28 protein-coding genes and 1 pseudogene are annotated in these 23,661 nt (G+C 65.0%); 12 read left to right on the forward strand and 17 right to left on the reverse strand.

What is annotated here, in order from left to right; all coding sequences use genetic code 11:
- Positions 1-66: 66 nt before the first annotated feature.
- The 7 genes from ACOZ9V_RS14990 to ACOZ9V_RS15020 form a co-directional block, all read right to left on the reverse strand.
- The gene (locus ACOZ9V_RS14990; RefSeq protein WP_434591325.1) at positions 67-1,440 is read right to left on the reverse strand and encodes an NAD-dependent succinate-semialdehyde dehydrogenase; all 1,374 of its coding nucleotides are present in this window, start codon (positions 1,438-1,440) and stop codon (positions 67-69) included.
- Between the two features lie 120 nt (positions 1,441-1,560).
- A complete protein-coding gene (locus tag ACOZ9V_RS14995; protein WP_434591327.1) occupies positions 1,561-1,956 on the reverse strand; it encodes a general stress protein in 396 nt (131 codons plus the stop codon).
- 228 nt (positions 1,957-2,184) lie between these two features.
- On the reverse strand, positions 2,185-2,544 hold the full coding sequence (locus ACOZ9V_RS15000) for a hypothetical protein (protein WP_434591330.1): 360 nt from the start codon (positions 2,542-2,544) through the stop codon (positions 2,185-2,187).
- A 94-nt stretch (positions 2,545-2,638) separates the two neighbouring features.
- Positions 2,639-3,883 (reverse strand): MFS transporter, encoded by a 1,245-nt coding sequence (locus ACOZ9V_RS15005; protein ID WP_434591333.1) that lies wholly within the window; start codon positions 3,881-3,883, stop codon positions 2,639-2,641.
- 164 nt (positions 3,884-4,047) lie between these two features.
- Positions 4,048-4,281, reverse strand: coding sequence for a hypothetical protein (locus ACOZ9V_RS15010; RefSeq protein ID WP_139468239.1), 234 nt, complete (start codon positions 4,279-4,281; stop codon positions 4,048-4,050).
- Positions 4,282-4,558: 277 nt separating this feature from the next.
- Positions 4,559-5,095 (reverse strand): DUF998 domain-containing protein, encoded by a 537-nt coding sequence (locus ACOZ9V_RS15015; protein WP_434595415.1) that lies wholly within the window; start codon positions 5,093-5,095, stop codon positions 4,559-4,561.
- On the reverse strand, positions 5,058-5,219 hold the full coding sequence (locus ACOZ9V_RS15020) for a hypothetical protein (RefSeq protein WP_434591336.1): 162 nt from the start codon (positions 5,217-5,219) through the stop codon (positions 5,058-5,060). Before ACOZ9V_RS15020 ends, ACOZ9V_RS15015 begins: the two co-directional genes overlap by 38 nt.
- A 122-nt stretch (positions 5,220-5,341) precedes the next feature.
- On the opposite strand from ACOZ9V_RS15020, the gene ACOZ9V_RS15025 reads away from it, so the two are divergent.
- Positions 5,342-5,824 carry a MarR family winged helix-turn-helix transcriptional regulator gene (locus tag ACOZ9V_RS15025; protein ID WP_434591339.1) on the forward strand — a complete coding sequence of 161 codons (483 nt, stop codon included), beginning with the start codon at positions 5,342-5,344 and terminating at the stop codon, positions 5,822-5,824.
- A 13-nt stretch (positions 5,825-5,837) separates the two neighbouring features.
- On the opposite strand, the gene ACOZ9V_RS15030 is transcribed toward ACOZ9V_RS15025, so the two are convergent.
- The 3 genes from ACOZ9V_RS15030 to ACOZ9V_RS15040 are packed head-to-tail and all read right to left on the reverse strand — an operon-like array spanning position 5,838 to position 8,454.
- Positions 5,838-6,980, reverse strand: coding sequence for an aminotransferase class V-fold PLP-dependent enzyme (locus ACOZ9V_RS15030; protein ID WP_434591342.1), 1,143 nt, complete (start codon positions 6,978-6,980; stop codon positions 5,838-5,840).
- A 44-nt stretch (positions 6,981-7,024) separates the two neighbouring features.
- Positions 7,025-7,906, reverse strand: a complete 882-nt coding sequence (gene fdhD, locus ACOZ9V_RS15035; RefSeq protein ID WP_434591345.1) for a formate dehydrogenase accessory sulfurtransferase FdhD — start codon at positions 7,904-7,906, stop codon at positions 7,025-7,027.
- A 14-nt stretch (positions 7,907-7,920) separates the two neighbouring features.
- Positions 7,921-8,454, reverse strand: a complete 534-nt coding sequence (locus ACOZ9V_RS15040) for a MogA/MoaB family molybdenum cofactor biosynthesis protein (RefSeq protein WP_181270673.1) — start codon at positions 8,452-8,454, stop codon at positions 7,921-7,923.
- A 304-nt stretch (positions 8,455-8,758) separates the two neighbouring features.
- Between ACOZ9V_RS15040 and ACOZ9V_RS15045 the strand changes: the two genes are divergently transcribed.
- The 4 genes from ACOZ9V_RS15045 (at position 8,759) to ACOZ9V_RS15060 (ending at position 11,629) form a co-directional block, all read left to right on the forward strand.
- A complete protein-coding gene (locus ACOZ9V_RS15045; RefSeq protein WP_229663991.1) occupies positions 8,759-9,238 on the forward strand; it encodes a DoxX family protein in 480 nt (159 codons plus the stop codon).
- A gap of 167 nt (positions 9,239-9,405) precedes the next feature.
- Complete coding sequence (locus tag ACOZ9V_RS15050) at positions 9,406-9,852, forward strand: MarR family winged helix-turn-helix transcriptional regulator (RefSeq protein WP_434591349.1); 447 nt, start codon at positions 9,406-9,408, stop codon at positions 9,850-9,852.
- 62 nt (positions 9,853-9,914) lie between these two features.
- The gene (locus ACOZ9V_RS15055; protein WP_434591351.1) at positions 9,915-11,066 is read left to right on the forward strand and encodes an LLM class flavin-dependent oxidoreductase; all 1,152 of its coding nucleotides are present in this window, start codon (positions 9,915-9,917) and stop codon (positions 11,064-11,066) included.
- Positions 11,063-11,629, forward strand: a complete 567-nt coding sequence (locus tag ACOZ9V_RS15060) for an NADPH-dependent FMN reductase (protein ID WP_434591353.1) — start codon at positions 11,063-11,065, stop codon at positions 11,627-11,629. Before ACOZ9V_RS15055 ends, ACOZ9V_RS15060 begins: the two co-directional genes overlap by 4 nt.
- A 69-nt stretch (positions 11,630-11,698) precedes the next feature.
- On the opposite strand, the gene ACOZ9V_RS15065 is transcribed toward ACOZ9V_RS15060, so the two are convergent.
- A complete protein-coding gene (locus tag ACOZ9V_RS15065) occupies positions 11,699-12,325 on the reverse strand; it encodes a TetR/AcrR family transcriptional regulator (RefSeq protein WP_434591355.1) in 627 nt (208 codons plus the stop codon).
- Positions 12,326-12,404: 79 nt separating this feature from the next.
- On the opposite strand from ACOZ9V_RS15065, the gene ACOZ9V_RS15070 reads away from it, so the two are divergent.
- Together ACOZ9V_RS15070 and ACOZ9V_RS15075 are read left to right on the forward strand one after the other, a co-directional pair.
- Positions 12,405-12,938, forward strand: a complete 534-nt coding sequence (locus ACOZ9V_RS15070) for a hypothetical protein (RefSeq protein WP_434591356.1) — start codon at positions 12,405-12,407, stop codon at positions 12,936-12,938.
- 427 nt (positions 12,939-13,365) lie between these two features.
- Positions 13,366-14,595: a calcium:proton antiporter gene (locus ACOZ9V_RS15075; RefSeq protein ID WP_434591358.1), complete on the forward strand. Its 1,230-nt coding sequence runs from the start codon at positions 13,366-13,368 to the stop codon at positions 14,593-14,595.
- Positions 14,596-14,675: 80 nt separating this feature from the next.
- On the opposite strand, the gene ACOZ9V_RS15080 is transcribed toward ACOZ9V_RS15075, so the two are convergent.
- Complete coding sequence (locus ACOZ9V_RS15080) at positions 14,676-15,143, reverse strand: winged helix-turn-helix transcriptional regulator (RefSeq protein WP_259357483.1); 468 nt, start codon at positions 15,141-15,143, stop codon at positions 14,676-14,678.
- Between the two features lie 76 nt (positions 15,144-15,219).
- Between ACOZ9V_RS15080 and ACOZ9V_RS15085 the strand changes: the two genes are divergently transcribed.
- Positions 15,220-15,660, forward strand: coding sequence for a PaaI family thioesterase (locus ACOZ9V_RS15085; RefSeq protein ID WP_376905869.1), 441 nt, complete (start codon positions 15,220-15,222; stop codon positions 15,658-15,660).
- A 1-nt stretch (position 15,661) separates the two neighbouring features.
- On the forward strand, positions 15,662-16,177 hold the full coding sequence (locus tag ACOZ9V_RS15090) for a PaaI family thioesterase (RefSeq protein ID WP_181270680.1): 516 nt from the start codon (positions 15,662-15,664) through the stop codon (positions 16,175-16,177).
- 3 nt (positions 16,178-16,180) lie between these two features.
- Here ACOZ9V_RS15090 and ACOZ9V_RS15095 read toward each other — a convergent pair whose 3' ends face one another.
- The gene (locus ACOZ9V_RS15095) at positions 16,181-17,782 is read right to left on the reverse strand and encodes an AMP-binding protein (RefSeq protein WP_434591362.1); all 1,602 of its coding nucleotides are present in this window, start codon (positions 17,780-17,782) and stop codon (positions 16,181-16,183) included.
- Between the two features lie 185 nt (positions 17,783-17,967).
- Positions 17,968-19,050 carry a GmrSD restriction endonuclease domain-containing protein gene (locus ACOZ9V_RS15100; protein ID WP_434591365.1) on the reverse strand — a complete coding sequence of 361 codons (1,083 nt, stop codon included), beginning with the start codon at positions 19,048-19,050 and terminating at the stop codon, positions 17,968-17,970.
- A 277-nt stretch (positions 19,051-19,327) separates the two neighbouring features.
- Between ACOZ9V_RS15100 and ACOZ9V_RS15105 the strand changes: the two genes are divergently transcribed.
- Entirely contained in the window at positions 19,328-20,020 is a 693-nt protein-coding gene (locus ACOZ9V_RS15105) for a hypothetical protein (RefSeq protein ID WP_181270683.1), read from the forward strand.
- Between the two features lie 142 nt (positions 20,021-20,162).
- On the opposite strand, the gene ACOZ9V_RS15110 is transcribed toward ACOZ9V_RS15105, so the two are convergent.
- On the reverse strand, positions 20,163-20,960 hold the full coding sequence (locus ACOZ9V_RS15110) for an NAD(P)H-dependent oxidoreductase (protein WP_434591368.1): 798 nt from the start codon (positions 20,958-20,960) through the stop codon (positions 20,163-20,165).
- Positions 20,961-21,058: 98 nt separating this feature from the next.
- Between ACOZ9V_RS15110 and ACOZ9V_RS15115 the strand changes: the two are divergent.
- Positions 21,059-21,555, forward strand: a pseudogene (locus ACOZ9V_RS15115) (cupin domain-containing protein); the annotation flags it as partial.
- Between the two features lie 60 nt (positions 21,556-21,615).
- Entirely contained in the window at positions 21,616-21,981 is a 366-nt protein-coding gene (locus ACOZ9V_RS15120; RefSeq protein WP_434595418.1) for a helix-turn-helix domain-containing protein, read from the forward strand.
- 14 nt (positions 21,982-21,995) lie between these two features.
- On the opposite strand, the gene ACOZ9V_RS15125 is transcribed toward ACOZ9V_RS15120, so the two are convergent.
- Positions 21,996-22,796: a sulfite exporter TauE/SafE family protein gene (locus tag ACOZ9V_RS15125; RefSeq protein WP_434591371.1), complete on the reverse strand. Its 801-nt coding sequence runs from the start codon at positions 22,794-22,796 to the stop codon at positions 21,996-21,998.
- A gap of 15 nt (positions 22,797-22,811) precedes the next feature.
- Positions 22,812-23,618: a thioesterase family protein gene (locus ACOZ9V_RS15130; protein WP_434591374.1), complete on the reverse strand. Its 807-nt coding sequence runs from the start codon at positions 23,616-23,618 to the stop codon at positions 22,812-22,814.
- Between the last annotated feature and the right edge of the window lie 43 nt (positions 23,619-23,661).

Here is a 23,661-nt window from a genome sequence, read left to right on the forward strand (position 1 = left end):
GGTCCAGGGACGACCCCCCTGGCGCCGCAGTGCCAACTGTTACCGGTCGGCAGCGGGGTGTTCTGGTCAGGGCGTACGGATGAGCTTCTTGTTGACGAACTCGCGAACGCCCTCTGCGCCGAGTTCACGGCCGACGCCGGAGCGCTTCGTACCTCCGAAGGGCAGGTCGGGTTCGGTCCAGGTGGCCTGGTTGATCCACACCATTCCGGTGTCGATGCGGTCAGCGACGCGTTGGGCCTTCTCGATGTCGTCGCTGACAACAGTGCCGCCGAGTCCGAAGGACGAGTCATTGGCGAGTGCGACGGCTTCATCCTCGTCTGCGACCGAGTAGACGACCGCGACGGGTCCGAACAGCTCCTCCGAGTAGGCGCGCATCTGTTCGGTCACCCCGGTCAGCACCGTGGGTTCGACGAAGGCACCCGGCCTGTCGACACGATGCCCGCCAGTGTGCACATGGGCCCCGTGGTCGATGGCGTCCTGGACCTGCTCCATGAGGTCTCGTGCGGCCTGTTCGGAGGACAGAGGCGCCATCGTGGTGACGGAGTCTGCTGGGTCGCCGGCGACGAACTGCGACATCTTCGCCGTCATCAGGTCCACGAACTCGTCGTAGAGATCTTCGACCACGATGAGGCGCTTGGAGGCGATGCAGCTCTGGCCGGAGTTCGTCATCCGCCCTTTCACGGCGGCGGTGACGGTCGCGTCCAGATTCGCGGAGTCGAGGACGATGAACGGGTCGCTTCCGCCGAGTTCGAGGATGGACTTCTTCAGATTGTGGCCGGCGGCCCCTGCCACTGCCGCTCCGGCGCCCTCGGAACCGGTCAGCGAGGCGCCGCGAACTCTCTCGTCCGCGATGATCGTCTGGATCTGATCATTGTCGGCGAACACATTGCGATAGCAGTCGGACGGCAACTGCGCATCGTTCATGACCTGTTCGAAGGCCAGAGCCGACTGCGGACAGTTCGATGCGTGCTTGAGGATGATGGTGTTGCCCGCCACGAGGTTCGGCGCAGCCAGGCGGACCACCTGGTAGTAGGGGAAGTTCCACGGCATGACACCGAGGATCGGACCGATGGGCTCGTACTTCATCACCGCGCTGCCTCCACTGGACGGTGCGAGCACCTCGTCGGAGAGCAGCAAGGGTCCCTCTTCGGCGTAGTAGCGCAGGATCCTCGCTGCCAGTTCGACCTCTGCTTCGGCCTCGGCGCGCAGTTTGCCCATTTCGAGTGTGAGGAGCTCAGCGAGGTCCCACCTGCGCTCGTCCATGAGATCCGCCGCTCGGGCGAGCGGTGCAGAACGTTCCCGGACATCGGTCGTCCGCCATGTCTGGAAGGCCGCGTCGGAGGCGTCGATGACGGCGGAGATCTCCTCGTCGCTGGACGTGGGAAATTCCTTGAGGACCTCTCCGGTCGCCGGGTTCGTGGTGTTGAATTTCGCGGTCACGGCTTCTCCTTTCCTCGAGGTTCGTCGAGGTGCTCTGCGGAGCAGCGATCGTCTCCGCTCCGCGACCTCTGCCGAACCGAGACTCCACCATCCCAAACGTCGACGTCCGCGACCAGCCCCTTACGGTGTCCGGCGATTGCCTTTATAATCCGCACGGAGATCGGGGTCGTCGATCACAAGCAGAATCGCTCCGTTGTCGAGATCACTTTCGAACGTCTCTATTTCATCGGAGTCGAAGCCGTACCGCTGAAAGCGGTTCCTGAGTTCGTCGCCTCGTTCGTTGTACCGCTCGGCCACGCGCTCTCCGAGGCCTTTCAGGGTTCCGCCGGTGCCGACCACTTCGTCGGTGCTCTCCGCATCGTGGGCGAAGACGTGCAGGGCCGTCTTCGGCACGCCTGCCGACGCGAGTTTCTGCAACTGGTTGAGCACACCGATGTCGTCGTGAAAGGTCTTCACGATCGGCTTGTGACTCGTCAGGTCCGGCTTCTGTGGGTTGAGATCGTCGTTGCTTCCCATGCCGCTCAACATAGCATTGCAGAGTCGCCGGCACGGCGGACGATGTCAGGCCGGAAAGCGACTCAGGCAGGCACGCCGCCCAGCATGGTGGCGATCAGCCCCAGTACCGCCAAGGCCGCGATGACGATCACGATCACACGTTTGCGCATGGTCCGGATTCTACTGCGACCCACCCGCCGGATGTCCAAGGCGCCCGACTGCGGGCCACCGTCATCACAGAGTCGCCCGTCACCACGGGTTGGCCTCCTGCCAGCGGGTGAACCAATAGCGGTCGCCTTGGTAGTGCGACTTCTCCGGCTTGCACCCTTTGAGATCCGAATGCTCGTCCAGCCACGTCCGCACCAGCGGCATGACCTCGTCCAGACGATCGACCCAGTCATCGAGCGGCAGCAGCAGAACCGATCCGTCGTCGGATTCCAGCCGGCATGAATAGTTCGGCAGCCCCTCGGTGATCTGCGAATGCGTATACCTGATCTGATCGCAGCCGGTGGTGAGGTAGAAGCGGATGAACTCACCGCAGACATAGGAGCACAGCGTTTTGAAGTTCCGGTAGCGGATCATCCACGCCGGAGGATCATATTCAGACATGTGTTCTATTCTAGGTCCTGAGTCTGACAACTGCCGAGGCGGTCGAGGATTCGGGCGAGGGACAGCCGCCGCGGTCAGTGGACGGGGGCCTGCGTCAGCGGCGTGAGCTCACACGAATCAGGATGAGCGCGAGGATCACGCACAGCACATAGGTGATGCCGACGGCGATCCAGCCGAGCACGAACCCGCCGGGTGAGCCGACGATGACGCCCATGAGCAGCGGTCCCAGGGCGAAGCCGAAGAACATTCCGGCAGTGACCATGCCGCTGGCCGAGACCATCGAGGACGCCGGGATCGCGCGCATGAGTGCGGCCATGAGCACCACGGAGACGCCGAGCGCAGAGATGCCGTGGAAGGCCACCGCAACCCAGACGAGCAGGGCCCACCCGGCAACGTCGGCGATGAGGAACAGCACCGCCCCGGCCAGCGCGATGAGGGCGAGGACCAAAAGCAGGCGCGGCCCCGAGGCGCCTTTGGCCATGCGCCTGGCCCAGGTGACGCGGGCGATGACGCCGATGACGCCGGCCAGCGCGGCCGAGGCGCCGCCGAGGACGAGGCTGAAGCCCATCTCCCGCACGGCGAAGAGCGGTATGTACACGTTCGTCGCCTGCACGCCGATGCCGTTGATCAGTCCGAACAGCGCCAATGCCCACACCATGCCGGGGTGCTTGGCCGGACGGGTGGGGGCAGGTTCGGGGTCAGGTCGGGTCGCCTCGGCGGGGGTGTCGGTTGGGGATTTCGGAGCGGTCAGCAGCGGGGTGGTGCGCAGGGAATACCAGGTCATCGCGAGCAGGATGAGCGGGATGATCGCGACGGTGAGTGCCGCGCCGCGCCAGCCGATGCCGAGCGCGAGGACGGGGAAGGCGAGGCTGGCGACGAGCTGGCTGACCTGGACTCCGGACTGTTTGATACCGACCCAGCCGATGCGTTTCGTGTCCGGGACGCGCTCGAGGAGGATCCGGTTGGTCACGCCGTTGGGAAAGGATTGGGCGATGCCGGACAGGGCGGCGGCAAGCAGCAGCATCCAGAATCCGTCGGGCACGGCCACGAGCACGAGGGCGAGGGTGGCGAGGACGAAGATGAACGCCATGAGGGAGAGGTCGGTATGCCGGTCGGCGAGACGGCCGAGGGTGGCATTGCCGATCGCGGCAGCGCCGAAACAGGTGGTGGCGAGCAGGCCGAAGTGGGCTTCGGAGATGCCGAGCTCGGCGATGATGGAATCGCTCGTGGCACTGAGGCCGTAGAGCATGATGGGCCCGGCGGCGACGGCGCCGAGGAGGACGGTGAGCAGACCGATGCCAGGGGGCTTCTGACCCGGTTTCCGGCCGTGATCGGCCATGGCTCACCTCCTGTCGCCGGAATGCTTCAACTCAGCATGCTAGCCGGAGGCTGACGACGGGTGTTGCGGTGTCTCAGGAGCGGTTATGCAACCGCGGTGGCACAGCGCTACGGGGGCAGAACGAGTGCAGGTTTGGGCAGGTCTGTCGCGGATTCCTCCGCGGTTCAGCTTTTCGAGCGCCGCACCGAAGATCGGTAAGCCAGGGCGATGTCAATGGCGAGGATGCCCGCACCGCCGACGAAGACGGCGAGCGCGACAGCCACCGGGTGCGGTTCATTCCATGCCAGCAGCCCGCACAGTACGGAGGCGAAGATGACGATGAGGGCACCGTTGCGGAATCGCCGGACCAGGCCGGCCTTCTCGTCCGAGTTCTCAACGGCCTGCAGCGTGTAGGTCATCGTCACTCCATCTCGTTGTCGGCATCTCCGCCAGGTGCGGTCGGAATGCGCCGGGGTCTGTCAGCCGCGCCCGTTCCAGTCACACCGGACAGGCACCGACAGCAAGATTAGCCTGCGAGTTCGGGCTCGGATTGCCACATGAAGCAATTGTTGAATGTTTCAGAATTTTCACAAAAGCCGTACTACCGCGACCGGCTGGGCCGGACGCCTGCTCGCCCCTGGCAAACGTCCGATCGATCGTTATGACTGTGTTACCGAATTGCTGAGGGTTCGGGGATCAGCGCCGGGACTGGTCGGGGTGCGGGACGATCCGGTGGACCCAGAGGCAGCTGACGAGCAGCCAGGCGAATCCGGCGACGACGGCCAGCCACAGCAGACCCACGCCGAACGGGGAGGCAGACAGCGCGGCCCCGGCGAGGAACGCGACGACCACGACGACGCCGAGGATGCGTGACAGTGCGGCGCGGCCGCGCTCGCCGCGACGGGCGAAGGTGCCGGCCAGGATGAGTGCCGCAACGGCCAGGCCGATGAACTGGGCGGCGCCCATGACCAGGTGCAGGATCCCACCGGTGGTGGCGGTCGCCTCGGCGCCGGGAGGGAAATCGGCAACGGGATCGGGGCGGAATACCCCGGCGAGCACGAGCGCGGCGCCGGCGATGATGACGGCGATGCCGGTGCCGCGTGACCGGTCGGTGGGCGCGCGCAGCAGTCCCCACCCGGCGACGATGACCATGATGCCGGTGAGGGCGAAGTTGAGGATCTGGAGCCAGCCGCCCTCACCGAGGCTGAGCAGACTGAGCGAGTGACGGGTCAGGTCGAATCCGTCCCCTGGTCAGGGCAAGGATGAGGCCGAACACAATGTAGAAGGGACCCGCGACGACGCCCCACCCGAGCATCGATCGGGTGACTGCGGCACGGACGTCGAGACCATCTGACATACTATTACGATAAACGAAATATCTTGAAACCGAAAGAGTTTCATGCGTGCGGGTCTGGACTGGATGTGAGTCTGGCGATGGTGGCGCGCTTCTTCCCCGCCGAAGACTGAGAGGATGTGGACATGAGCGATCCTGTTCCCGAGGTCCCCGAGATCAACTCGGGTGACTCCCCGATGTGGCGCGTCCTCGACCGCTATCGGGAGCTCGAACTCCAGCTGGCGATCTTCGGCCAGCACCTCAGTGCGCGACTGGGGATGCGTCCGATCGATCTGCAGTGCTTCAACCTCGTCCACCGTCACGAGGCTGTGACGACCGGTGAGCTCGCGCGGATGCTCGCGCTGCCGCCGGCGACGACGACGGGCATCATCGATCGGCTCGTGCAGCAGGGTTGGGTGGTCCGCGAGCGCTCGGAGACCGACCGGCGCACCGTCGTCGTCCGCGTTGATCCGACTCGTCTGCCCGAGCTGTTCTCGCAGTTGGCGCCTTTGGGTGAGGAACTCGGCGCCGGGTTGACCGGGCTCGATGACGCAACCTTGGAGACGATTGCCGGGTTCCTCGATCACGCCGCCGAGGCGACCCGCAGAGCGACCGGGAGCCCGGAGTAGCCACCCGCTCCTGTCAGACGGTCGCCGTGTCCATCACAGCGTTGAGCGCCGAATCGACGTCGGACTCGTCGTTGAAGAGGTGGAAACCGAAGCGCATATTTCCTCCGGCCCGCGAGTACCTGACTCTGGCCGCGTCGAGTCGATCGACGGCTCCGGGCCAGGACCGGTCAACGATCCCGAGGTCGATCGACACGATCGCCGAGTTCGACTCTGCAAGACCGAGCCCGGTTCTGAAACGGTTGGCCAAGGCGATGTCATGAGTGTGGATCTGGTCGATGCCGACGTCGAGCAGCAGTTCGAGCGTTGGAGCCGTGCCGACCCATGAGTGCCAGGCCGGTGAGATGTCGAAGGCGCGAGCACCGTCGGCCAGATACATCGGCATCCCGTAGCTGGCCGCTCCCCCGGCTGCGAACCACCCGGCGGCCAGAGGCTTGAGTCGGTCGAAGAACTCCGCACGGCGCGAATGGGAGTTGTCGGCAGCTATCGCTTGCGACGACATCGTGAGGAACGCTGTCCCGCGCGGGTCGCACAGCCACTTGTAAGCGGCGACGGCGAGGAAGTCGACCTCGGAGGCGTTGAGCGGCAGCCATCCGGCCGCCTGCGTGCCATCGAGGACGGTGAGCGCTCCGACTTCGCGTGCGGCGCGGGTGATCGCCGGGATATCGGCGACCTCACCGGTCGCGGACTGTGCGGCGGAGAAGGACACGAGCGTCGTGGACTCGTCGACCGCCTCGGCGAGGGTGTTCAGAGGCGCGGCGCGGACCCGCACCCCACGGTCGGCGTGGACGGCGAACGGGTAGACCCCGGAGGTGAACTCGATGTCGGGGATGAGGACCTCCGCGCCGTCGGGCAGCGCCGCGGCGATCGGGGCGAGCAGTTGGGATACGGCGGCCCCAGTGGTCACCTGAGCTGCAGGAACGCCGACGAGGCGACCGAAGAGTTCACGGCTGGTGTCGACCGATTCCGCCCACCGCGGCCAGGGCACGCTTCCGACCCGCCACTCGTCGAGGGACCGTTGCAGCGCATCCCATCCGCGCCGAGGCGGCGGACCGTAGGAGCAGGAATCGAGGAAGGCCGTCTGCACGTCCCATTCGGTGCGTGCCTGCGCGATGGTCAGGCGGGAGGTGAAGCCGGTGGGATCGTCATTGATGTCCATGCCAGCGAATCTAGCACCGGAAAGGCGGGGCCGCCTCGGGGAATTCAGGCCACGCGTTCTGGATACGAGTACGCGTTGAACTTGCCCTTGCGGTTGAAGCCGATGACGCTCACGCCGACGTCCTTGCCGTAGTCGACGGCCATCGCCGAGGGGGCGCTGACGGCCGACATCATCGGGATGCCTGCCATCGCGCATTTCTGGACGAGTTCGAACGACGCCCGCGCGGACACCTGCAGGACGGTCGATCGCAGCGGCAGGCCACGGTTGGCCATGGCCCAGCCGATGACCTTGTCGACGGCATTGTGCCGGCCGACGTCCTCGCGACCGACGAGCAGTTCGGGTTCTGTGTTCGGGTCGTCACCGACGGCGAAGAGCGCCGCAGCATGGACTCCGCCGGTCTTGTCGAAGATCTCCTGCGTCTGCCGCAGCCGATCGGGCAGCTCACCGATCCGGGCGGCGGAGAGCAGCTGCGGGAACTCGTACTCCCCCTGGTCCTCGACATGAAACGCGGCGGGGATGAGCGGGAACGCGGAGGTCTTCGTCACCGCATCGGCGGCCGCGGTTCCGCAGATCCCGCACGAGGATGAGGTGTAGACGTTGCGGGCCGGAGCCGTCTCTGGATTCCAGATCCCACGAGCCAGACGCACTTGGGCGACATTGTAGTTCCGGCTGCCATCGGGGGCGAGTCCGGCAGAGAAGTTCACCTCTTCGATATCGTCCATCGAGGTCACGACCGCCTCGGAGAGCAGATAACCGGCGATGAGTTCGACGTCGTGTCCGGCGGTGCGCATGGTCACGGTGTACTGCTCACCGTTGAGCTGGATCTCCAGCGGCTCCTCGCCTGCCAGGGAATCCGGACCGGCCGAGATCTCACCGGTGGCGTCGAACCTATAGACCCGGGCTCGCACGGCCTTACGCATCTGCATTCTCCGTTCCTCTCTCAGACCCGGGGGCCGTGGTCGGTGGTGTCCTCGACGGAGGTCTGAATGTGCTCAAGGAGGTCGTCGATGACGGTGATTCCGTCCTTGACCCCGCCCTTCGAACCGGGGAAGTTGATGACGAAGCTGCGTCCGCGCACTCCCGCGACTCCGCGGCTCATCACCGCCGAGGATGTCGACTCGAGACCCTTGCGCCACATCGCATAGATGAGGCCCGGGGACTGGCGTTCGAGAAGTTCGGCAGTGAATTCAGGAGTGCGATCGTCGGGAGCGAGCCCGGTACCGCCGCTCGTGACGATGACGCGAGGACGGTCGGCTTCCGGAGTGTCGACGAGGAGTTGCTTGAGTGCGTCGCCGACGGGTTCGCCGTCGCGGACGACGATAGCCTCGGGAGTCTCATAACCGCGGCCGCGCAGCCAATCGACGAGGATGGGGCCTGTCGTGTCCGCGGCCTCTCCCCTGGCCGCCGAGGTGGAGGCAATGATGACCGCAGCCTTGCGTCCCGCTCCGAGGAGCTCGCTGTTCTCTTCGCTCACCTATCTGCCCTCTTCCAAATCAGTTTCAATCGCACCCGTAAGCGGCACATCTGGTACGTGCGCCTGCTCGCGATCCCTGCGCTCACCCACGAGGCACGGCTACTGCCACCATTGTCCCACTCCGGTCGGGGATGACCAGAGACGGCACGACCCCGGGTCGCGGGGAAGAGACGGCAGCGCAAGGGACGAATCGTTGAGGGCTGCTCTCGCTGCTTTGCCTCGTTGGCGATAAGGGATTGCCAGCGTATTGCCATGTTCGGCACATACCGTGTGATTGCAATTTCAACCAATCATGGAGATCACCGTGTACGCAACGACCGGACTGCCGACCTTTGCCCGCGACATCATCACTCTCATTGCCCGGATCGGCCTCGGCGCGATCTTCATCGCCCACGGGTGGCAGAAGTTCAACGAGTGGACCATCGCCGGAACGAGCGATTCGTTTGCGCAGATGGGAGTGCCGATGGCCGATATCGCGGCCCCGGTCGCGACCTTCGTCGAACTCATCGGCGGAGCACTGCTCATCCTCGGTGCGCTCACTCCCATCGTCGGATTCCTGCTGGCAGCCAATGTCATCGGCGCCCTGATCATCGTCCACCTCACCCCGACCCCGTTCGTCGATCAGGGAGGCTGGGAGCTCGTCGCCTCACTGGCCGCAGGCGCTCTGCTGATTGCCGCTGCAGGTCCTGGCCGTCTGAGCGTCGACCGCCTTCTCTTCGCCGGCAAGGCAGGCAAGGGACGTAAGCGCTCGAGCGCATCTCGCGCCGTGGCCGCTGACGCCTGAGCTACAGCAAACGCCAGGCACTTGGCTTGCCCAACGCCGTCACCACCCTCGCCGCGGACCATTTCCGACCCCTCGCACGCCGCAGGTAATGTGAGGGCAGGTCGGGATGGCCGCTCGCGGCGATCACGACGTCAGCGGCAGCTACGCGATCAGGAGAAGGAGAAGCGGTGGATGATCTGAGCCTGAGCACGCTGATCTGGCTGCGCATGGCCCGCTTCGTCCAGAACAGCAACCAGCTCTCCAATGAGCACCTGCGGCAGTTCGGGCTCACCGTCGCCCAGTTCGAAGCCCTTGCCCATATCCGCAATTTCGAGCCGATCACGCAGTCCGCTCTCGCCGAAGGACTGACCGTCAGCAGCGGCGGGATCTCCCGCATGCTCGCCCGGCTCGAGTCCGAGGGCCTGATCTCTCGCGAACAGGACTGGAAGACCAAACACATCTCGCTGACACCCAAGGGCCGCGAACTCCTCGAACGGGCGTTTCCCTCGCAGCAGGAACAGCAGGCGTCTTTGTTCGACGATTCCTTGAGCGAGGACGAGAAGGGGCAGCTGCACGCACTGATGAAGAAGCTCTACGACACCAGCCGGAAGCGCGGCGAGAACCCGCGGGAATAATCCCGTGGCCGTCTCAGTTGACATGGCAAATGACATTTTCGTCACCGTCACGAGGAGACACCTTGAGCGAGTCCGCGCAGCTGCACACCACCCCTCAGCAGCATTCCGAAACGACTGAATCCCTGCCGTCACAGCAGCCGAACTATATGCACGAGTTCGGTTTCGACCAAGGCCAGGGACTGCAGTTCGGCATCTACAGCCTCGGCGACCATCTGCCGGACCCGCATGACGGATCACGCGTCGACGCTGGCCAGCGCGTCCACGAGTTCATCGGCTACGCCCAAGCCGCCGAGGCAGCCGGAATCGACTTCTTCAGCCTCGGCGAGAGCCATCAGGAGTTCTTCGCCTCGCAGGCCCATGCCGTCATCCTCGGTGCCATCGCCCAAGCCACGGATACGATCCGCATCGGCAGCTCCTCGACGATCCTGTCGACCTCGGACCCGGTCCGGGTATTCGAGAACTTCGCGACGATCGATCTCATCTCCGGCGGTCGTGCCGAGCTCGTCGCCGGTCGCGCCTCCCGGGTCGGTCTGTTCGAGCTCCTCGGCTACGATCTGCGCGACTACGAAGAGCTCTACGAGGAGAAGCTCGATCTGCTGCTCAAGATCAACCGCGAACAGCAGGTGACCTGGTCCGGGCAGTTCCGGGCTCCGCTCAACGACGCCGAGGTCCTCCCCCGCCCCACCGGGCAGGCGCTGCGCATCTGGCGCGCCGTCGGCGGGGCACCGGCGAGCGCGGTGAAGGCGGGACTGGCCGGGGTCCCCATGGTCATGGCCCACCTCGGCGGGACCACCTCGGTGTTCAAGGGCACCGTCGATGCCTACCGTCGCGCGGCCGCGCATGCCGAATTCGATCCGGCCACATTGCCGATCGCCACGGCGGGATTCTTCCATGCCGCGGAGACCTCGCAAGAGGCGCTGCAGGCGATGTATCCGCACATCAACGAGGGGATGAAGCGCACGAACGGGCAGGGCATGCCCAAGCAGCATTTCGCGCAGAGCGTCCACCCGGCGAGCATCGCGAACATCGGCAGCCCTCAGCAGATCATCGAGAAGATCCTCCACCAGCATGAGGTCTTCGGTCATCAGCGCTATCTCGCACAGGTCGACTTCGGCGGGATGGCCTATGCCGACGTGATGAAGCAGATCGAGATCATCGGCACCGAGATCCTGCCCGCCGTCAAGAAGTACACCGCAGAGGAGGCCATCCGATGAAGATGATTCTGCTGTCCGGCTCGAACGTCGGGACGAAGACCCGGACCGTGATCGATCACCTCGCCGAGGCGGTCACCACCTATGACTCCACCATCGAAGTGAGCGTCATCGATCTCGCCGCGGCGGACATGGTCTTCGCCGACGGTCGGAACTTCACCGAGTACACCGGTGATACCGGTCGGGTGGCCCGGGAACTCATGGACGCGGATGCGATCATCATCGGCACCCCGATCTTCCAGGCGTCGATCCCGGCGGCGCTGAAGAACGTCTTCGATCTGCTGCCGACGAGTGCCTTCCTCGACAAGGTCGTCGGCGTCATCGCCACGGCCGGTTCATCGAAGCACTATCTCATTCCGGCCCAGCACTTGCTGCCGATCCTGACGTACATGAAGGCGCAGGTCGTCCAGCCGTATGTGTTCGTCGGCGAGAGCGACCTGCACCGCGGCGAGATCGTCAGCCACGACGTCCTCCAACGCCTCGACCGCCTCGTCGAGGACACGGTCGTACTCACCCGCACATTTGCCACGATCCGGGAGGAACGGGACGCAGCCTACGGGTTCTGATCGTTCAAGAGCGAAGTTCGCCCACCGTCTGAATATGCGAACTCTGCGTGCAGCGCCCCATGACCAAGGTCAGGCGCGCAGACGCTCGAGATGCGCAGCCAGAAGCTCGCGAGCACGCTCGGGGTCCAGGACCTCGGGGTGAAGCGCCGAACGCAGGGTCAACCCGTCGATAAGAGCGGCTAGGGTTTCGGCTTCGGCTTGAGCGTCGAGGCCCGTGTGCAGGACCCCGCGGGCACTCATACTCTCAACGACTCGGGCCATGAGATCACGGGTGCCGCGCACGGACGTTTCGAAGACGTCGGCAAGCTCCGGCGTCGTGCGCGCCTCCTCTTCGAAGGCCAGCCACACCACTGACTCCCGCCGCCGTGTCTCGTCGAGCGGCAGCAGCTCGGAGAGGAAGTCGACCGTCAGCTCTTTGGCCTGATCGTGATCGATGTTCCCGGAATCGAGTTTGGGAAGCATGTCGGCCAGTCGCGTTTCCAGCCGATCTCCGACACGCTCGACGAGGGTTTCGAGCGCAAAGCGCACGATCCCGTCGGCGCCGGAGAAGTAGTGCCGGATGGAGCCGATGGCCAAGCCGGTTTCATCGGCGATGGTCCGCAGCGAGACCTTGGAGAGCCCCTGCCTGAGGACGATGGCGAAGAGCGCATCGGCAATAGACTCACGGCGCTGAACAGGGTCGACGAATTTCGGCATAGATCTTTTATAGCACACCCCTGCCACATCATGCTATCGTTTTGGCACGCACATGCTAATACATCAAAGGAGATCACCCATGTCACCCCTCCTCATCATCCTCGGGGTTGTAGCCGTCATCGTCGTCGTCATCGTTCGACGCTTCCGCGGAGAGCCCGTCGACGCAAAGGATCTCGCGATTCCACCGCTGATCCTGCTGGGACTGGCCGTCAAGGAACTGTGGGGATTCAGCCATTGGACACCGGCGAACCTCACCTTCCTGACCGCCTCGGTGGTGGTCGGTGTCAGCTTCGGAATGCTGCGCGGAGCTTCCACGATCCTCTTCGAACGAGACGGGACTCTCCACCAGAAATACACGGTGAAAACGATGATCATCTGGGCCTGCAGCCTGCTGGCAGGGCTGGGCCTGCATTTCGGAGCTCAGCTCATCGGCGCCGAAGAAGCCGTTCGCCCCATGACACTGAGCATCGGATTGAGCCTGCTCGGCGAAGCGATCACCTGCGGCGGGCGGGGTCTGCAGTCGGGCATTCCTTTCAGCAATCGCGACGCGATACGGAACGGCTCCGACACATCAGCACTGAGCGGGCTCGTCGACCACGTGCGACACAGGTGAGCGGGCTCGTCGACCACGTGCGGCAGCGGTGAGCGGCAACGTGCTGGCAAGGGCACAGTTGACGACGAGTAGCACTGTTTCAAACGTGGGCCACTCAACTCAAACCGTGCCGTAGCGGCTGCCCGATCCAGCGAATCAATACACCCTGCTCTGAATTTCACAGCAAGGAAAGTGGCCATTTCCGAGGACCCTATACAGAACCAGAACGTGCGCTCCGACGAAAGGCTCGCGCCCACCAACGCGCACCCCAATTTGGCCGACGGCGCGCTCGAGCCGCACCCGCACCCCAAGCCATCCGGTGCCGCAGGTCACCGGATTTGCCGGGCCAGGCGGGCCTGGATAACCTGAAAGCGGAAGGAACCAGTCGGGACGACCCGGCTGCGTGAGACTCACGATGAGGACGGCCTCAGAGACAGGAAGACCTTTCATGACCGCCGCCCTCCGCACCATCATCACGCCGACCGCAATTCTGCGACTCGTCCTCGGCTGGGGCATGTTCATCGCCCTGCAGTTCATGGGCTCTCTGCTTGCCCCGCCGGTCCCCCTGCCGCTGCTCGTGACCGCACTCGTGGTCATCATCGCGGTCATCCTCATCTGCGCCTTCGGAGTCGTCACCGAAGCCGAGCACTTAGCGAACCGCCTCGGCGATCCCTACGGCTCGCTCGTGCTGACGATCTCGATCTGCCTCATCGAGGTCATCCTCATCGCTGCGGTCCTGCTGGGCCCCGGCGACCACGCGACGATCGCCCGCGATTCGGTGATGGCGGTATCGATGATCATCCTCAACGCCGTAATCGGCCTCTGCCTGCTCGTCGGCGGACTGCGCCACGGCGCACTCACCCACAATCGCACGGGTGTCTCGAATTACCTGGTCATGATCGTCGTTTTCGCCGCCCTCGCCTTCGCCGTGCCCGCCCTCATCGGCACCCCCGATGGCGCATACGAGATCTGGCAGGAGATCCCGATCATCGTGGTCACCGTCGGCTCCTACGCCTTCTTCCTCTACCGCCAGATGGGACCGCAGGCCCACGAATTCACCGAGGTGGCCCCCGTCGGGTCTGCTTCGGCGGGCGCCTCATCGACTGCCGGAACGACGCAGTCCTCCCCCACCGAAGCGGCCGGCCGGCCCGAATCAACCCGACCCGAGGCGGCCGACCAGACCAACGACGCGTCTCACGGAATCGTCGAGATCCTCTCGACCCACCGCGTGGAGATCGTCCTCCGGCTGGTCCTCCTCGTCGCCACGGTGCTGCCGATCGTGCTGCTCTCCCACGACATGGCCACGTTGCTCGATGACGGCCTGGGCCGCCTCGGCGCTCCGGTGGCACTATCCGGGGTGGTCATTGCGATGATCGTGTTCCTACCCGAGACCCTCACCTCTCTGCGGGCGGCCTGGAATGGCGAGATCCAGCGAGTGAGCAACCTCTGCCACGGTGCACAGGTCTCCACGGTGGGACTGACGATACCGACGGTATTGGTCATCGGTATGCTCACCGATCAGCAGATCGTACTCGCCGAGTCACCGATCAACCTCGCGCTGCTGGCGATCACGCTCCTGGTCTCCATCATCGGGTTCGCCGGCAAGAAGGTCACCGCCGTCCAAGGTGCCGCTCATCTCATCATCTTCGTCGTGTTCGGTCTCGCGCTCTTCGCGTGACCTGCCCAAACAGCGCGTGAGCTGCTGAACCGACGCGTGAGCAGCCTACGGCTTCGCCAGAGCGCCGGGGCCGGGAGGACTTACGCTCTCACTTCTGCACCGGGGCCGGGCGCTGTCTGGCCCTCGCTCGGCGAGGTGAGCTCGTGTCCGGCCGCGCACATGACTTTCGCCTCGACCGGTTCGCAGCAGTCGCGGTGCGTCACGTCTACCGGAGGGCCGTCCGGCCCTGAGCAATGCCTGTCGCCCCACTGGAGAAGCGCGATGAGCACGGGATAGAGATCGCGGCCCTTGTCAGTGAGTCGATATTCCTTTCGCGCTCGCCGACCCGGTTCACTGTAGGTCGCGGGCTCGAGGAGACCGGCCGCGACGAGTGTGCGGAGACGTTCGGCGAGCACCGGATCGGAGACCCCGAGGTGGTCGCGCAGCTGATCGAATCGCCGCACACCGTTGAACGCATCCCGCAGGATGAGCAACGTCCACTTCTGTCCGATGACATCAAGACTGCGTCGGATCGAGCAGGCAGCTGAGTCGTATTCGAGCCATTCCATGTCCCCCTCCTTCGGTTGACCGTCGTCGACGCCCTAGGCTAACTTCATAATAACAAGTCAGATCGAAGGAGAACACATGACTGATGACGCGCAGGCCGCCCAGACCCCCGATGTCTCGCTGGAGAAGGCAAGTCGATTCGTCGCGGCTTCCGGTTTCGTCGTCGAGGAGGTGACGGCCACCTCGGTGCGGGGATATGCCGAGCTCGACGAGAATCACCACACTCCATGGGGCGTCATCCACGGCGGCGTGTACACGACCATCGTCGAAAGCGCAGGCAGCATCGGCGCTTCATACGCCGTGGCTGAGCGCGGCGAGTTCGCCGTCGGCGTCCACAACGCCACCGACTTCCTGCGCCCGAGCACGGGAGCCCGCGTCAATGTCGAGGGCAACGCTCTTCACCAGGGACGCACTCAGCAGCTCTGGGAGATCATCATCACGGATGCGGCCAGCGGCAAGCAGCTCTCACGCGGCCAGCTGCGCCTCCAGAACGTCCCCATGCCCGAAGGGAGCAACTGAGATGAGCACCGAGGCTGAGCCGAAACTTCGCGAAACGACCGTGACCTGGGGCGATCCGGCCATCGGTCTCAAGCAGCTTCCCCACCTCGACGGATTCGACTTCCTCCAGAAGATCGCCGACGGCGAGATTCCCGGCGCTCCCATCGGAGCACACATCGGAATGGAATTCACCGAGGTGGAGCGGGGCAAGGTCACTTTCACCTGCCATCCCGACGAGTCCCACTACAACCCGATCGGAGTGGTCCACGGCGGTCTGGTCTGCACCCTGCTCGACTCGGTCCTCGGATGTGCCGCGCATTCGCTGCTGCCCGCAGGTATGGGCTACACGTCGATCGACATCAACGTCAGCTACCTGCGGCCCGTGACCGCCGACAGCGGCCCTCTGGTCGCCACCGGCAGAGTCACCAAACCGGGACGCCGGGTCACCTTCGCCGAGGGTGAGGTCGTTGACGCAGCAGGCAAGACCGTCGCGACGGCAACGAGCAGCTTGTTGGTCTTCCCTCTCGAATCGGCCTGAACCTCAGCTCCCAGCCATCTCCCGCAGTGCGTTCTTGCGGATCTTGCCGGTCGACGTCGTCGGCAGTTCCTCGACGAATTCGACTCCGGCCGGAGCCTTATAGGAGGCGATTCGGGTCTTGACGAATGCGATGAGATCGGCTTCGGTCGCCTCGTTGCCGGGCGCAAGGACGACGTAGGCCAACGGTCGCTGTCCCCACTTCTCGTCGGGCATTCCGACCACGGCCGCCTCGGCGACAGATTCGTGGGCAACGAGAGCCTGCTCGACCTCGATCGTGGAGATGTTCTCCCCGCCGGAGATGACGATGTCCTTGGCACGGTCGAGGATCTGGACGTACCCGTCGGGGTGCATCACGGCGAGGTCGCCGGTGTGGAACCAGCCGCCGCGGAACGCATCGGCGGTGGCTTCGGGCGCATTGAGGTAGCCCTTCATAACGTTGTTGCCGCGCATGACGATCTCGCCCATCGTCACCCCGTCGCGGGGCACGTCGGTGAGCAAATCGTCGTCGCGCAGTTCGACCACGCGCATTCGCTCGGCGCTGATCATGCCGATCCCCTGTCGGGACTTCAGCTTCGCGCGCTCCTCAACGGGCAGGCCCGTCCATTCGGGCTGCGGTTCACACGAGGAGTACGGGCCGTAGGATTCGGTGAGCCCATAGACATGGATGACCTCGATGCCGAGGCCCTCGAGGAGGGCGATCGTCGTCGGCGACGGCGGGGCGCCGGCCGTGGTGATCGACAGCGATCCACCCAGGTCGTGGGCCTCCTTGGCCCCGGCGATGGTGTTGAGCAAGACGGGAGCACCGGCCATCCGCGTGACCTTCTCCTCGTCGATGAGCCGCCAGGCTTCTGGCCCACGCACGGCTCGGATGCACACGTGCGTGCCCGACACCGCGGTCAGCGCCCAGGTCGTGCACCAGCCGTTGCAGTGGAACATCGGCAGCGTCCACAGGTACTTGGTCAGAGCCGGGAAGTCCTGCGTGATGACCTCGCCGAGCGAGTTCAGGTACGCCCCGCGGTGGGTGTACATCACGCCCTTCGGCCGGCCCGTCGTGCCCGAGGTGTAGTTGACGGTGATCGTCGCGGTTTCGTCTTCGATCTCGTAGGCTCGCGATGATTCCGGCGCCGAGGCGGTCCAGTCGGCATACGCTTCCACGCTGAGATCCGCGGCGGCCACCTCACCTGGGGTGCCGTCCTCGTCGGGGTGGACGACGATGGTGTCGACGGCGTTCGCAGCTCCGGCATCGATGACCGGCTGGAGGAGTCCGGCATCGCCGAAGAAGAACTTCACTTCGCTGTGGCCAAGGATGTACTCCACCTCGGGCGGCGCCAGTCGGGTGTTGAGCATGACGAGCACGCCGCCGGCCAACGGGACCGCGTAGTGGGCGATGAGCGCCTCGGCACTGTTAGGGGCGAGCACCGCAACCGTATCCCCTGGCTTCAATCCACGGCGGACGAGTCCTTCGGCGAGGTTCTGGACGGTCTCAGCCATCTGCCGGTAGGTGAAGCGGCGGGGCCCGTCGACGATCGCCTCCCGGTCCGGGTGTGCCTCGAGCGAGCGCTCGAGGAAGCGCAGCGGAGTCAGGGCGGTATCCAGCCCGGACATGGGGATCTCCTCATCGTCGATGATCGTGGCAGCCGTCGGCAGTAATAGCTGCGACGGTGTTCGACTTCAGATTACCGAGCAACTGTGACCCGTGCACACCATCCCTCGCCGAGGCGGACGGCCGGCATCGCGACCGTTTCCTGTCCGCGCTTCGGCTCCATACGAATGTGAGCGTGACGCCTCCGCTATTCGCAGCCGACTCCGTCGCCGTCGCGGTCGAGGTGGGACCCGTATCCGGGGTCGCCTCGGCGAACGGGTGCGGCACCGGCTTCGCGGGCGGCCGTGCAGTTCTCGAAGTAGGACGACGAGCCGGAGCTGCTGGACGATCCACTCGTGGTTCCGCTCGACGACGATCCCGGGCTCGATGAACTCGACGATCCTGAGCTCGAGGATTTCTGCTTCGCCGGGCGGGTCTCTTCCTTCGTGGTGACGTTGTCACCGTCGCCGGGACCGGGCCAGTCGACATCCTCGGCGAAGGCGGGCTGGTCGTCGCACTTCACAAGCACACGTTCCATGGCGGCCTTCTCGGCGGGAACCACCCACAACTCGTATTTGTGCTTCACCGCGATCTGTCGGGCGACGTATTCGCAGCGAAAGCTCTTGTTCGGCGGCAGCCAGGTCGCGGCGTCGCCGTCGCCTTTCTGCCGGTTGAGGCTTGAGCTGACGGCGAGCAGGTTGAGCGGGTCGTTGCCGAACTCCTTCAGCGTCTCCTCGTCGAACTTGAAGGCCCCGGTCTGCCAGGCGTTCGATCGGGCGACGACATGGTCGATGTCGACGGCGTTCGCGCCCCGGTCGAAGTCGTAGGTGTCGCCGGCATAGAGGTCGTCGAGCGTCCCGGCCAGCACGATGCATCCTTGAGTTCCGGCCTTGAGGGTGATGGTCGTGAGGTCTCGGCGGAGTACGTCGTTGCGGGTGTCGCAGCCGTTGTGGTCGGTGTCCGCACGCCATTTGAACAGGTCACCGTCGTAGCCGGTCTTCGGTGCCCGGCCCTTGACCGTGAGGTCGTCCAACATCGCCGAGGCGGTCCCCGTCGCCGCGCTGCCCGCGCGGCCTTCGTCCTCTTCGCTGGCTTCGCCGGTGTCATCGCTTGTCGTCGATGTCGAAGGGTCGGCGCTCGGCGTCGGGGCCTCACGTGTGGGTGTGGGGTCGGCGGCGCTGGATGAGGAGGTATCAACGGCCGGTTGGGCATCCTCGGCGCATCCGGCCAGGAGACCGAAGGACAGAACTGCTGCGAGTGCCGCGAGTGTGCGGCGTGAGGAAGAGAGCAAGGGCATGGACTTTCGGGCGTGCAGGCTCGCTGGTGGCGCGAGATGGTTCAGACGTGGTCGTGGACCGAGCCGACATGAATGCCGCTGCTCGATCCACTCCGATCAGTGTAGGTCCGGCGGCGCGCCGATGGTACACGGTCGGCCGGAACGTATCCCATTCGTTAGATACGCGGAAACGTGCCAGCAGACCTCCCGCTGACCATCCCATCTGACTCCACCGGCGGGTGGATGCATGATGGGAGGGAAGGGTGGGCGGCCTCGGCGAGGAGGATTTTCGATGCGACACGATGAGGAGCGTCCGCGCACCAGCGGGTTCCTTGCCGATGGGACGGTGCCGGGGCACTGGACGCAGGTGCTCGGGTCGATGCGTGCGAATCCGTTCACGCGTCTTTCACTGGATGAGGTGCGCGCCGAGGCGGCATACCTCCTCATCGTCGCGCCCTCCCCCGAAGTGGCCCGTGCGTGCTTCGGGGAAATGCTCGATGAGTTCGGGGACTCGATTGAGATCGCAGTCGTCGACGAGGTCACGCCGGATCACGTCCCCGCTGGGACGTGGGTGTTCCTGCCACATCGGCAGGACGGGTGGACGGATCTTGAAGACGCCTCGGCGACGCTGCGGGCGGCTTTGGTCAAGGAGAACTCGTCTCGGGAGGCTTCCGACAAGCTCGTCCTCATGGAGTACGGGATCAACCTGTGGACGTGGGCCGAGCCGCCGTCAAGCGGAGGCGACCCCGTCTGCCACGCCGGCGAACTCATCAGCTGGGAAAGCGCGTGGGCGCTGGGCACGAGCGGAAGCGATGAGAGTGATTCCGGAAGCGGCACGGAAGGTGCGACTGTCGCGGGAAACGCTTTCACGACAGAACTGTCACCACTGGCTGTTTCTTCGGAAACTGCGCGTCCGGCCTCAGCCCGCCCGCCGATCTACTTCGGCCTGCCACCTATTCTGCGCAGGCGCCGCTGGGACAACTGAGCACATTCTCTGACCCACCCTCGTCGACCGCTCGAGTTAGCCTCTAGCGCACACGCATTGCGGATTGAGGCGAGCGCTCGGCGCTCATGCGAGCGGTCTTTGGCCAGGAACATGGCTGAGGCGAGCGGTCGAACAGCCTCGGTCAACCGGCCCGGTGGATCGTCAGGTCCGTGCGTCCGGGATGGACGCTGTCGACCAGCGCCCGAGTGGACCGGTCATAGTCTCCGCCCAGCATTCGACGGTAGGGACGCGCACGTTCCTCGCGCAGTCCCGCGATCCGAGCGGTCAGTCGCGTGGCCTCCCGTTCTCTGCCGTCGGCACCGAGCCCATCCGCGTCATAGACTACGTGGAGGTCGAGGGTTTCGATCCCGACGTACCACAGTGCACCGTGTGTCAGCGGAAAGAGCAGTGATTCGAGGTCGCCGCTGATTCCGCGTGGGCCCAGTGTTCGACTGTCGTCTCCTGCTGTGACGATGATCAGTGCTTTCCTGCCCATGAGCCGACCGTCGCCGTAGCGTCTCGGCAGCCCGGTGGAGTCATCGACGTCGCCTTGCGCGAAACCGGTCTGCAGCACGCGGTCGATCCATCCTTTGAGCATCGCGGGAGGCCCGTACCACCACAGCGGAAACTGGAGAACCAGAAGTTCGGACGCCGCCAGCCGCTCCTGTTCGCGTCTCACCTCCGACTCGACCTCACCCCGGGCATATGCTTCGCCGGTCAGTTCCGCCAGGTTCCCACAGGCGCCGGACAGACTTCCGAGATCATGCTCACCGAGCGTCGGGTTGAAGCGATCGGCGTAGAGATCCGACACTGTGAGCTCGTACTTTTCGGCCAGCGCGGATCGACCGACTTGGAGCAGGTGCCTGTTGAGCGAATCTGCTTGCGGATGTGTGTAGACCCAGTGGGCGCGACCGGAGATCGGTTCATGAAATGAGTTCATGACTCAATTACATACGAGGCGCACGAGACGGAGAATAGGTGACACGATCAGATAGATGCTCCACCGTCTAAAATGGCAACGTGGATGCTCTGACAAATGTGCTCACACATATCCGGTCGTCCGGCGCGCTGCTGGGTAGGACTTTGGCGAATCCGCCATGGTCTGCAGTGTTCGCGGAGAAGTCCTCTCTTACGCTCGTCGCCATGATCCGGGGTGATGCCTGGATCGTCGATGGCGGACAGTCTCACCGACTCAAGCCCCATGACATCGCCGTTGTCGTCGGACAGCCCCTTTCGAGGTCACCAGTGACCCCGGAATGTCTCCTGATCCCATGTACGTCCAGACGGAGTCGGGAGTCTGCCTTGCCGCAGACGGAGGTGTGGCCGACAGCATTGCGCTGGGGACCCGGACCTGCGGCACACAGTTGGATGCCGATGACACTATGCTGACCGGATCATTCACTGTGAACGGTCGCGTAGCCGACCGCCTGCTGACGACACTCCCTCGGGTATTCGTCGTGCCGCACGAGTCACAGCGCACGAAGACGCTGGGTCTTCTTGAGACGGAGATCATGCGCGAAGAGCCCGGACAACAGGTCATCCTCGATCGACTGCTCGACGTCGTGCTGGCTGCGGCGCTGCGGGACTGGTTCGCAATGCCCGAAGTTCAGGCCCCAGGCTGGTACCGCGCGAGCTCCGACCCGACCGTGGGCGCCGCGCTCAGCGCCATCCATGATTCCCCGCAGCACCCATGGACCATCGCGACTCTGGCCGAACAGTCCAACGTCTCCCGAGCGACGCTGGCGAGACGTTTCACCGGACTGCTGGGAGAGCCCCCTCTGACATACCTGACGAGCTGGCGTCTGTGCTTGGCCGCCGACCTCCTTGAACAGAGCGACTCGACAGTCGAATCCGTGGCGCTCGAAGTCGGCTACTCCAGCGGATACTCACTCAGCACTGCCTTCTATCGCGAGTACGGGATCCGCCCCAGCCGGTATCGCAGGGCGTCAGCAGACGCCTGACTGCACCTGCTTCCTCACGCCGCGGCGACGACCACTCCGGCCGCCACGAGCAGCACGAAGTAGCCCCAGGCGTGGAGGATCTCGGGGATCTTCGGCACCCGACGGCGCAGGAACACGATGATCGGCAGTCCGCCGATGAGCAGCGCCGCGGCCGCCACCAGGTCGAGTGATCCCACGATGCCCGGGGCATCGATCGCCGCCGGGGTCAGGATCGTCACGAGCACGGCCGGGCTCATGATCACCAAGGTCAGCGGGTTAGCCAGGGTCGTGGCCACGGTCATCGTCGCCCCGGACCGGCGCATCATCGGCACCGTCATCACCGACCCTCCGACACCGAGGAACGAAGCCAGCCCACCGATCGGCACACCCCAGACAGCGGCGATTCCTCGGCCTCCCTCGCTGACTTCGCCAACGTCATCGACGACCGCGGCCTTGCGTCGGAAGAATCCGGGCCGGGCGAGCAGATCGATGGCAGTGGCCGCAATGTACGCGACGAACCCCCACTGCAGCAGCGCGTCCGGTGCGAATCGTCCTGCGAACGCACCCAATCCCCCGCCCAGCGCGAGCAGCCCGAGCAGCCACCATCGCCCTTTCAGGTGGGCGAGTGTGGATCGCTTCGTCGACACCGTCGCGACGATCGCGTTGACGAGCATCACCAGCGCCGAGGTGGCCGCCGCCACCCGTGCCGTGTCATGTCCGAGATCCGCATCGGCGAGGGTGATGATCGGGACCGTGACGAAGCCGCCGCCGAACCCGAAGAGCACGGTGGTCAGGCCGACGAGGCAACCGATGAGGACGAGTCCGAGGAATTCCATGACTGGCGGGAAACCTCAGAGCCGGGCGATGAGCAACGGCTGGGTCACCGATCCGACATATCCGTGCTCGTCGGCCAGACCACCGTCCGTGACACCGCGCCCATCAGGGCCGACGTGGGTGCGGGCATTCATGTTCAGCCACTCCGACCGCTGTTCGCGAGCGAAGGTCAGCGACAGTGACGGCGGAATGAACGTCCACTCGCCGAACGGAACCGCCGCCGAGACGCCGTTCGCCGAGTCCGCAGCGATGACGAAGCGTTGGATCGGGCTCGTCTCCTCACCAGCGACGAGCGGGATGCGCGGTCGCACCCAGACGTCGGCCGCCCCGAGTTCCTGGAGACCGCCGGAGACGAAGCGCCACTCGATGGCACGGCCATACCCCCAGTCGGGGCTGATACCGGGGAAGTACTTCTGTTCCTGCGGGCCCGGCACAGCGGACGTGTCGAAGGTCGAGGCCACCTCGGCGCTGGATTCCGGGGTGGACCGCATCCTCCACGCTGTCGCGGTCACGGCGAGGCGGTCCTCGGCCCAGAGCTTCGCCTCGACGAGTTCGATGCGCTTGCCCGGACGCACGATGGTCGCCTCGGTGCGTATGCGACCCTGCGGGATGGGGCCGAGCATGTCGATCGTCAGCCGGCCGATGCTCATCGCGTCGTCCTCACGGACTCGTTCGACGGCACGGGCGAGCAGCGCGGCGGGCGGGCCGCCGTGCTGCATCACCTCATCCCACGGGCTCGTCGTCGCACGTGTGGAGTCGAATTCGTCCTCGCCGCGCGGAAGGTAGAAGGCCTCGGGAAGCGGGCTGACCTCGTTGTCTGTCATGCAATTTCCTCAGTCGTTGAGCGTTTCCACCATTCTGCCCGAC

It is taken from the genome of Brevibacterium sp. 1718 (assembly GCF_051131255.1).
Taxonomy (GTDB): Bacteria; Actinomycetota; Actinomycetes; order Actinomycetales; family Brevibacteriaceae; genus Brevibacterium; species Brevibacterium sediminis.

Coding starts and splice junctions, on each gene's coding strand:
- ACOZ9V_RS14995 (WP_434591327.1), bottom strand. CDS start 1,956: ATGGGAAGCAACGACGATCTCAACCCACAGAAGCCGGACCTGACGAGT.
- ACOZ9V_RS15000 (WP_434591330.1), bottom strand. CDS start 2,544: ATGTCTGAATATGATCCTCCGGCGTGGATGATCCGCTACCGGAACTTC.
- ACOZ9V_RS15005 (WP_434591333.1), bottom strand. CDS start 3,883: ATGGCCGATCACGGCCGGAAACCGGGTCAGAAGCCCCCTGGCATCGGT.
- ACOZ9V_RS15010 (WP_139468239.1), bottom strand. CDS start 4,281: ATGACCTACACGCTGCAGGCCGTTGAGAACTCGGACGAGAAGGCCGGC.
- ACOZ9V_RS15020 (WP_434591336.1), bottom strand. CDS start 5,219: ATGTCAGATGGTCTCGACGTCCGTGCCGCAGTCACCCGATCGATGCTC.
- ACOZ9V_RS15025 (WP_434591339.1), top strand. CDS start 5,342: ATGAGCGATCCTGTTCCCGAGGTCCCCGAGATCAACTCGGGTGACTCC.
- ACOZ9V_RS15030 (WP_434591342.1), bottom strand. CDS start 6,980: ATGGACATCAATGACGATCCCACCGGCTTCACCTCCCGCCTGACCATC.
- fdhD (WP_434591345.1), bottom strand. CDS start 7,906: ATGCAGATGCGTAAGGCCGTGCGAGCCCGGGTCTATAGGTTCGACGCC.
- ACOZ9V_RS15060 (WP_434591353.1), top strand. CDS start 11,063: ATGAAGATGATTCTGCTGTCCGGCTCGAACGTCGGGACGAAGACCCGG.
- ACOZ9V_RS15065 (WP_434591355.1), bottom strand. CDS start 12,325: ATGCCGAAATTCGTCGACCCTGTTCAGCGCCGTGAGTCTATTGCCGAT.
- ACOZ9V_RS15070 (WP_434591356.1), top strand. CDS start 12,405: ATGTCACCCCTCCTCATCATCCTCGGGGTTGTAGCCGTCATCGTCGTC.
- ACOZ9V_RS15075 (WP_434591358.1), top strand. CDS start 13,366: ATGACCGCCGCCCTCCGCACCATCATCACGCCGACCGCAATTCTGCGA.
- ACOZ9V_RS15080 (WP_259357483.1), bottom strand. CDS start 15,143: ATGGAATGGCTCGAATACGACTCAGCTGCCTGCTCGATCCGACGCAGT.
- ACOZ9V_RS15085 (WP_376905869.1), top strand. CDS start 15,220: ATGACTGATGACGCGCAGGCCGCCCAGACCCCCGATGTCTCGCTGGAG.
- ACOZ9V_RS15090 (WP_181270680.1), top strand. CDS start 15,662: ATGAGCACCGAGGCTGAGCCGAAACTTCGCGAAACGACCGTGACCTGG.
- ACOZ9V_RS15095 (WP_434591362.1), bottom strand. CDS start 17,782: ATGTCCGGGCTGGATACCGCCCTGACTCCGCTGCGCTTCCTCGAGCGC.
- ACOZ9V_RS15105 (WP_181270683.1), top strand. CDS start 19,328: ATGCGACACGATGAGGAGCGTCCGCGCACCAGCGGGTTCCTTGCCGAT.
- ACOZ9V_RS15110 (WP_434591368.1), bottom strand. CDS start 20,960: ATGAACTCATTTCATGAACCGATCTCCGGTCGCGCCCACTGGGTCTAC.
- ACOZ9V_RS15120 (WP_434595418.1), top strand. CDS start 21,616: ATGCCCGAAGTTCAGGCCCCAGGCTGGTACCGCGCGAGCTCCGACCCG.
- ACOZ9V_RS15125 (WP_434591371.1), bottom strand. CDS start 22,796: ATGGAATTCCTCGGACTCGTCCTCATCGGTTGCCTCGTCGGCCTGACC.
- ACOZ9V_RS15130 (WP_434591374.1), bottom strand. CDS start 23,618: ATGACAGACAACGAGGTCAGCCCGCTTCCCGAGGCCTTCTACCTTCCG.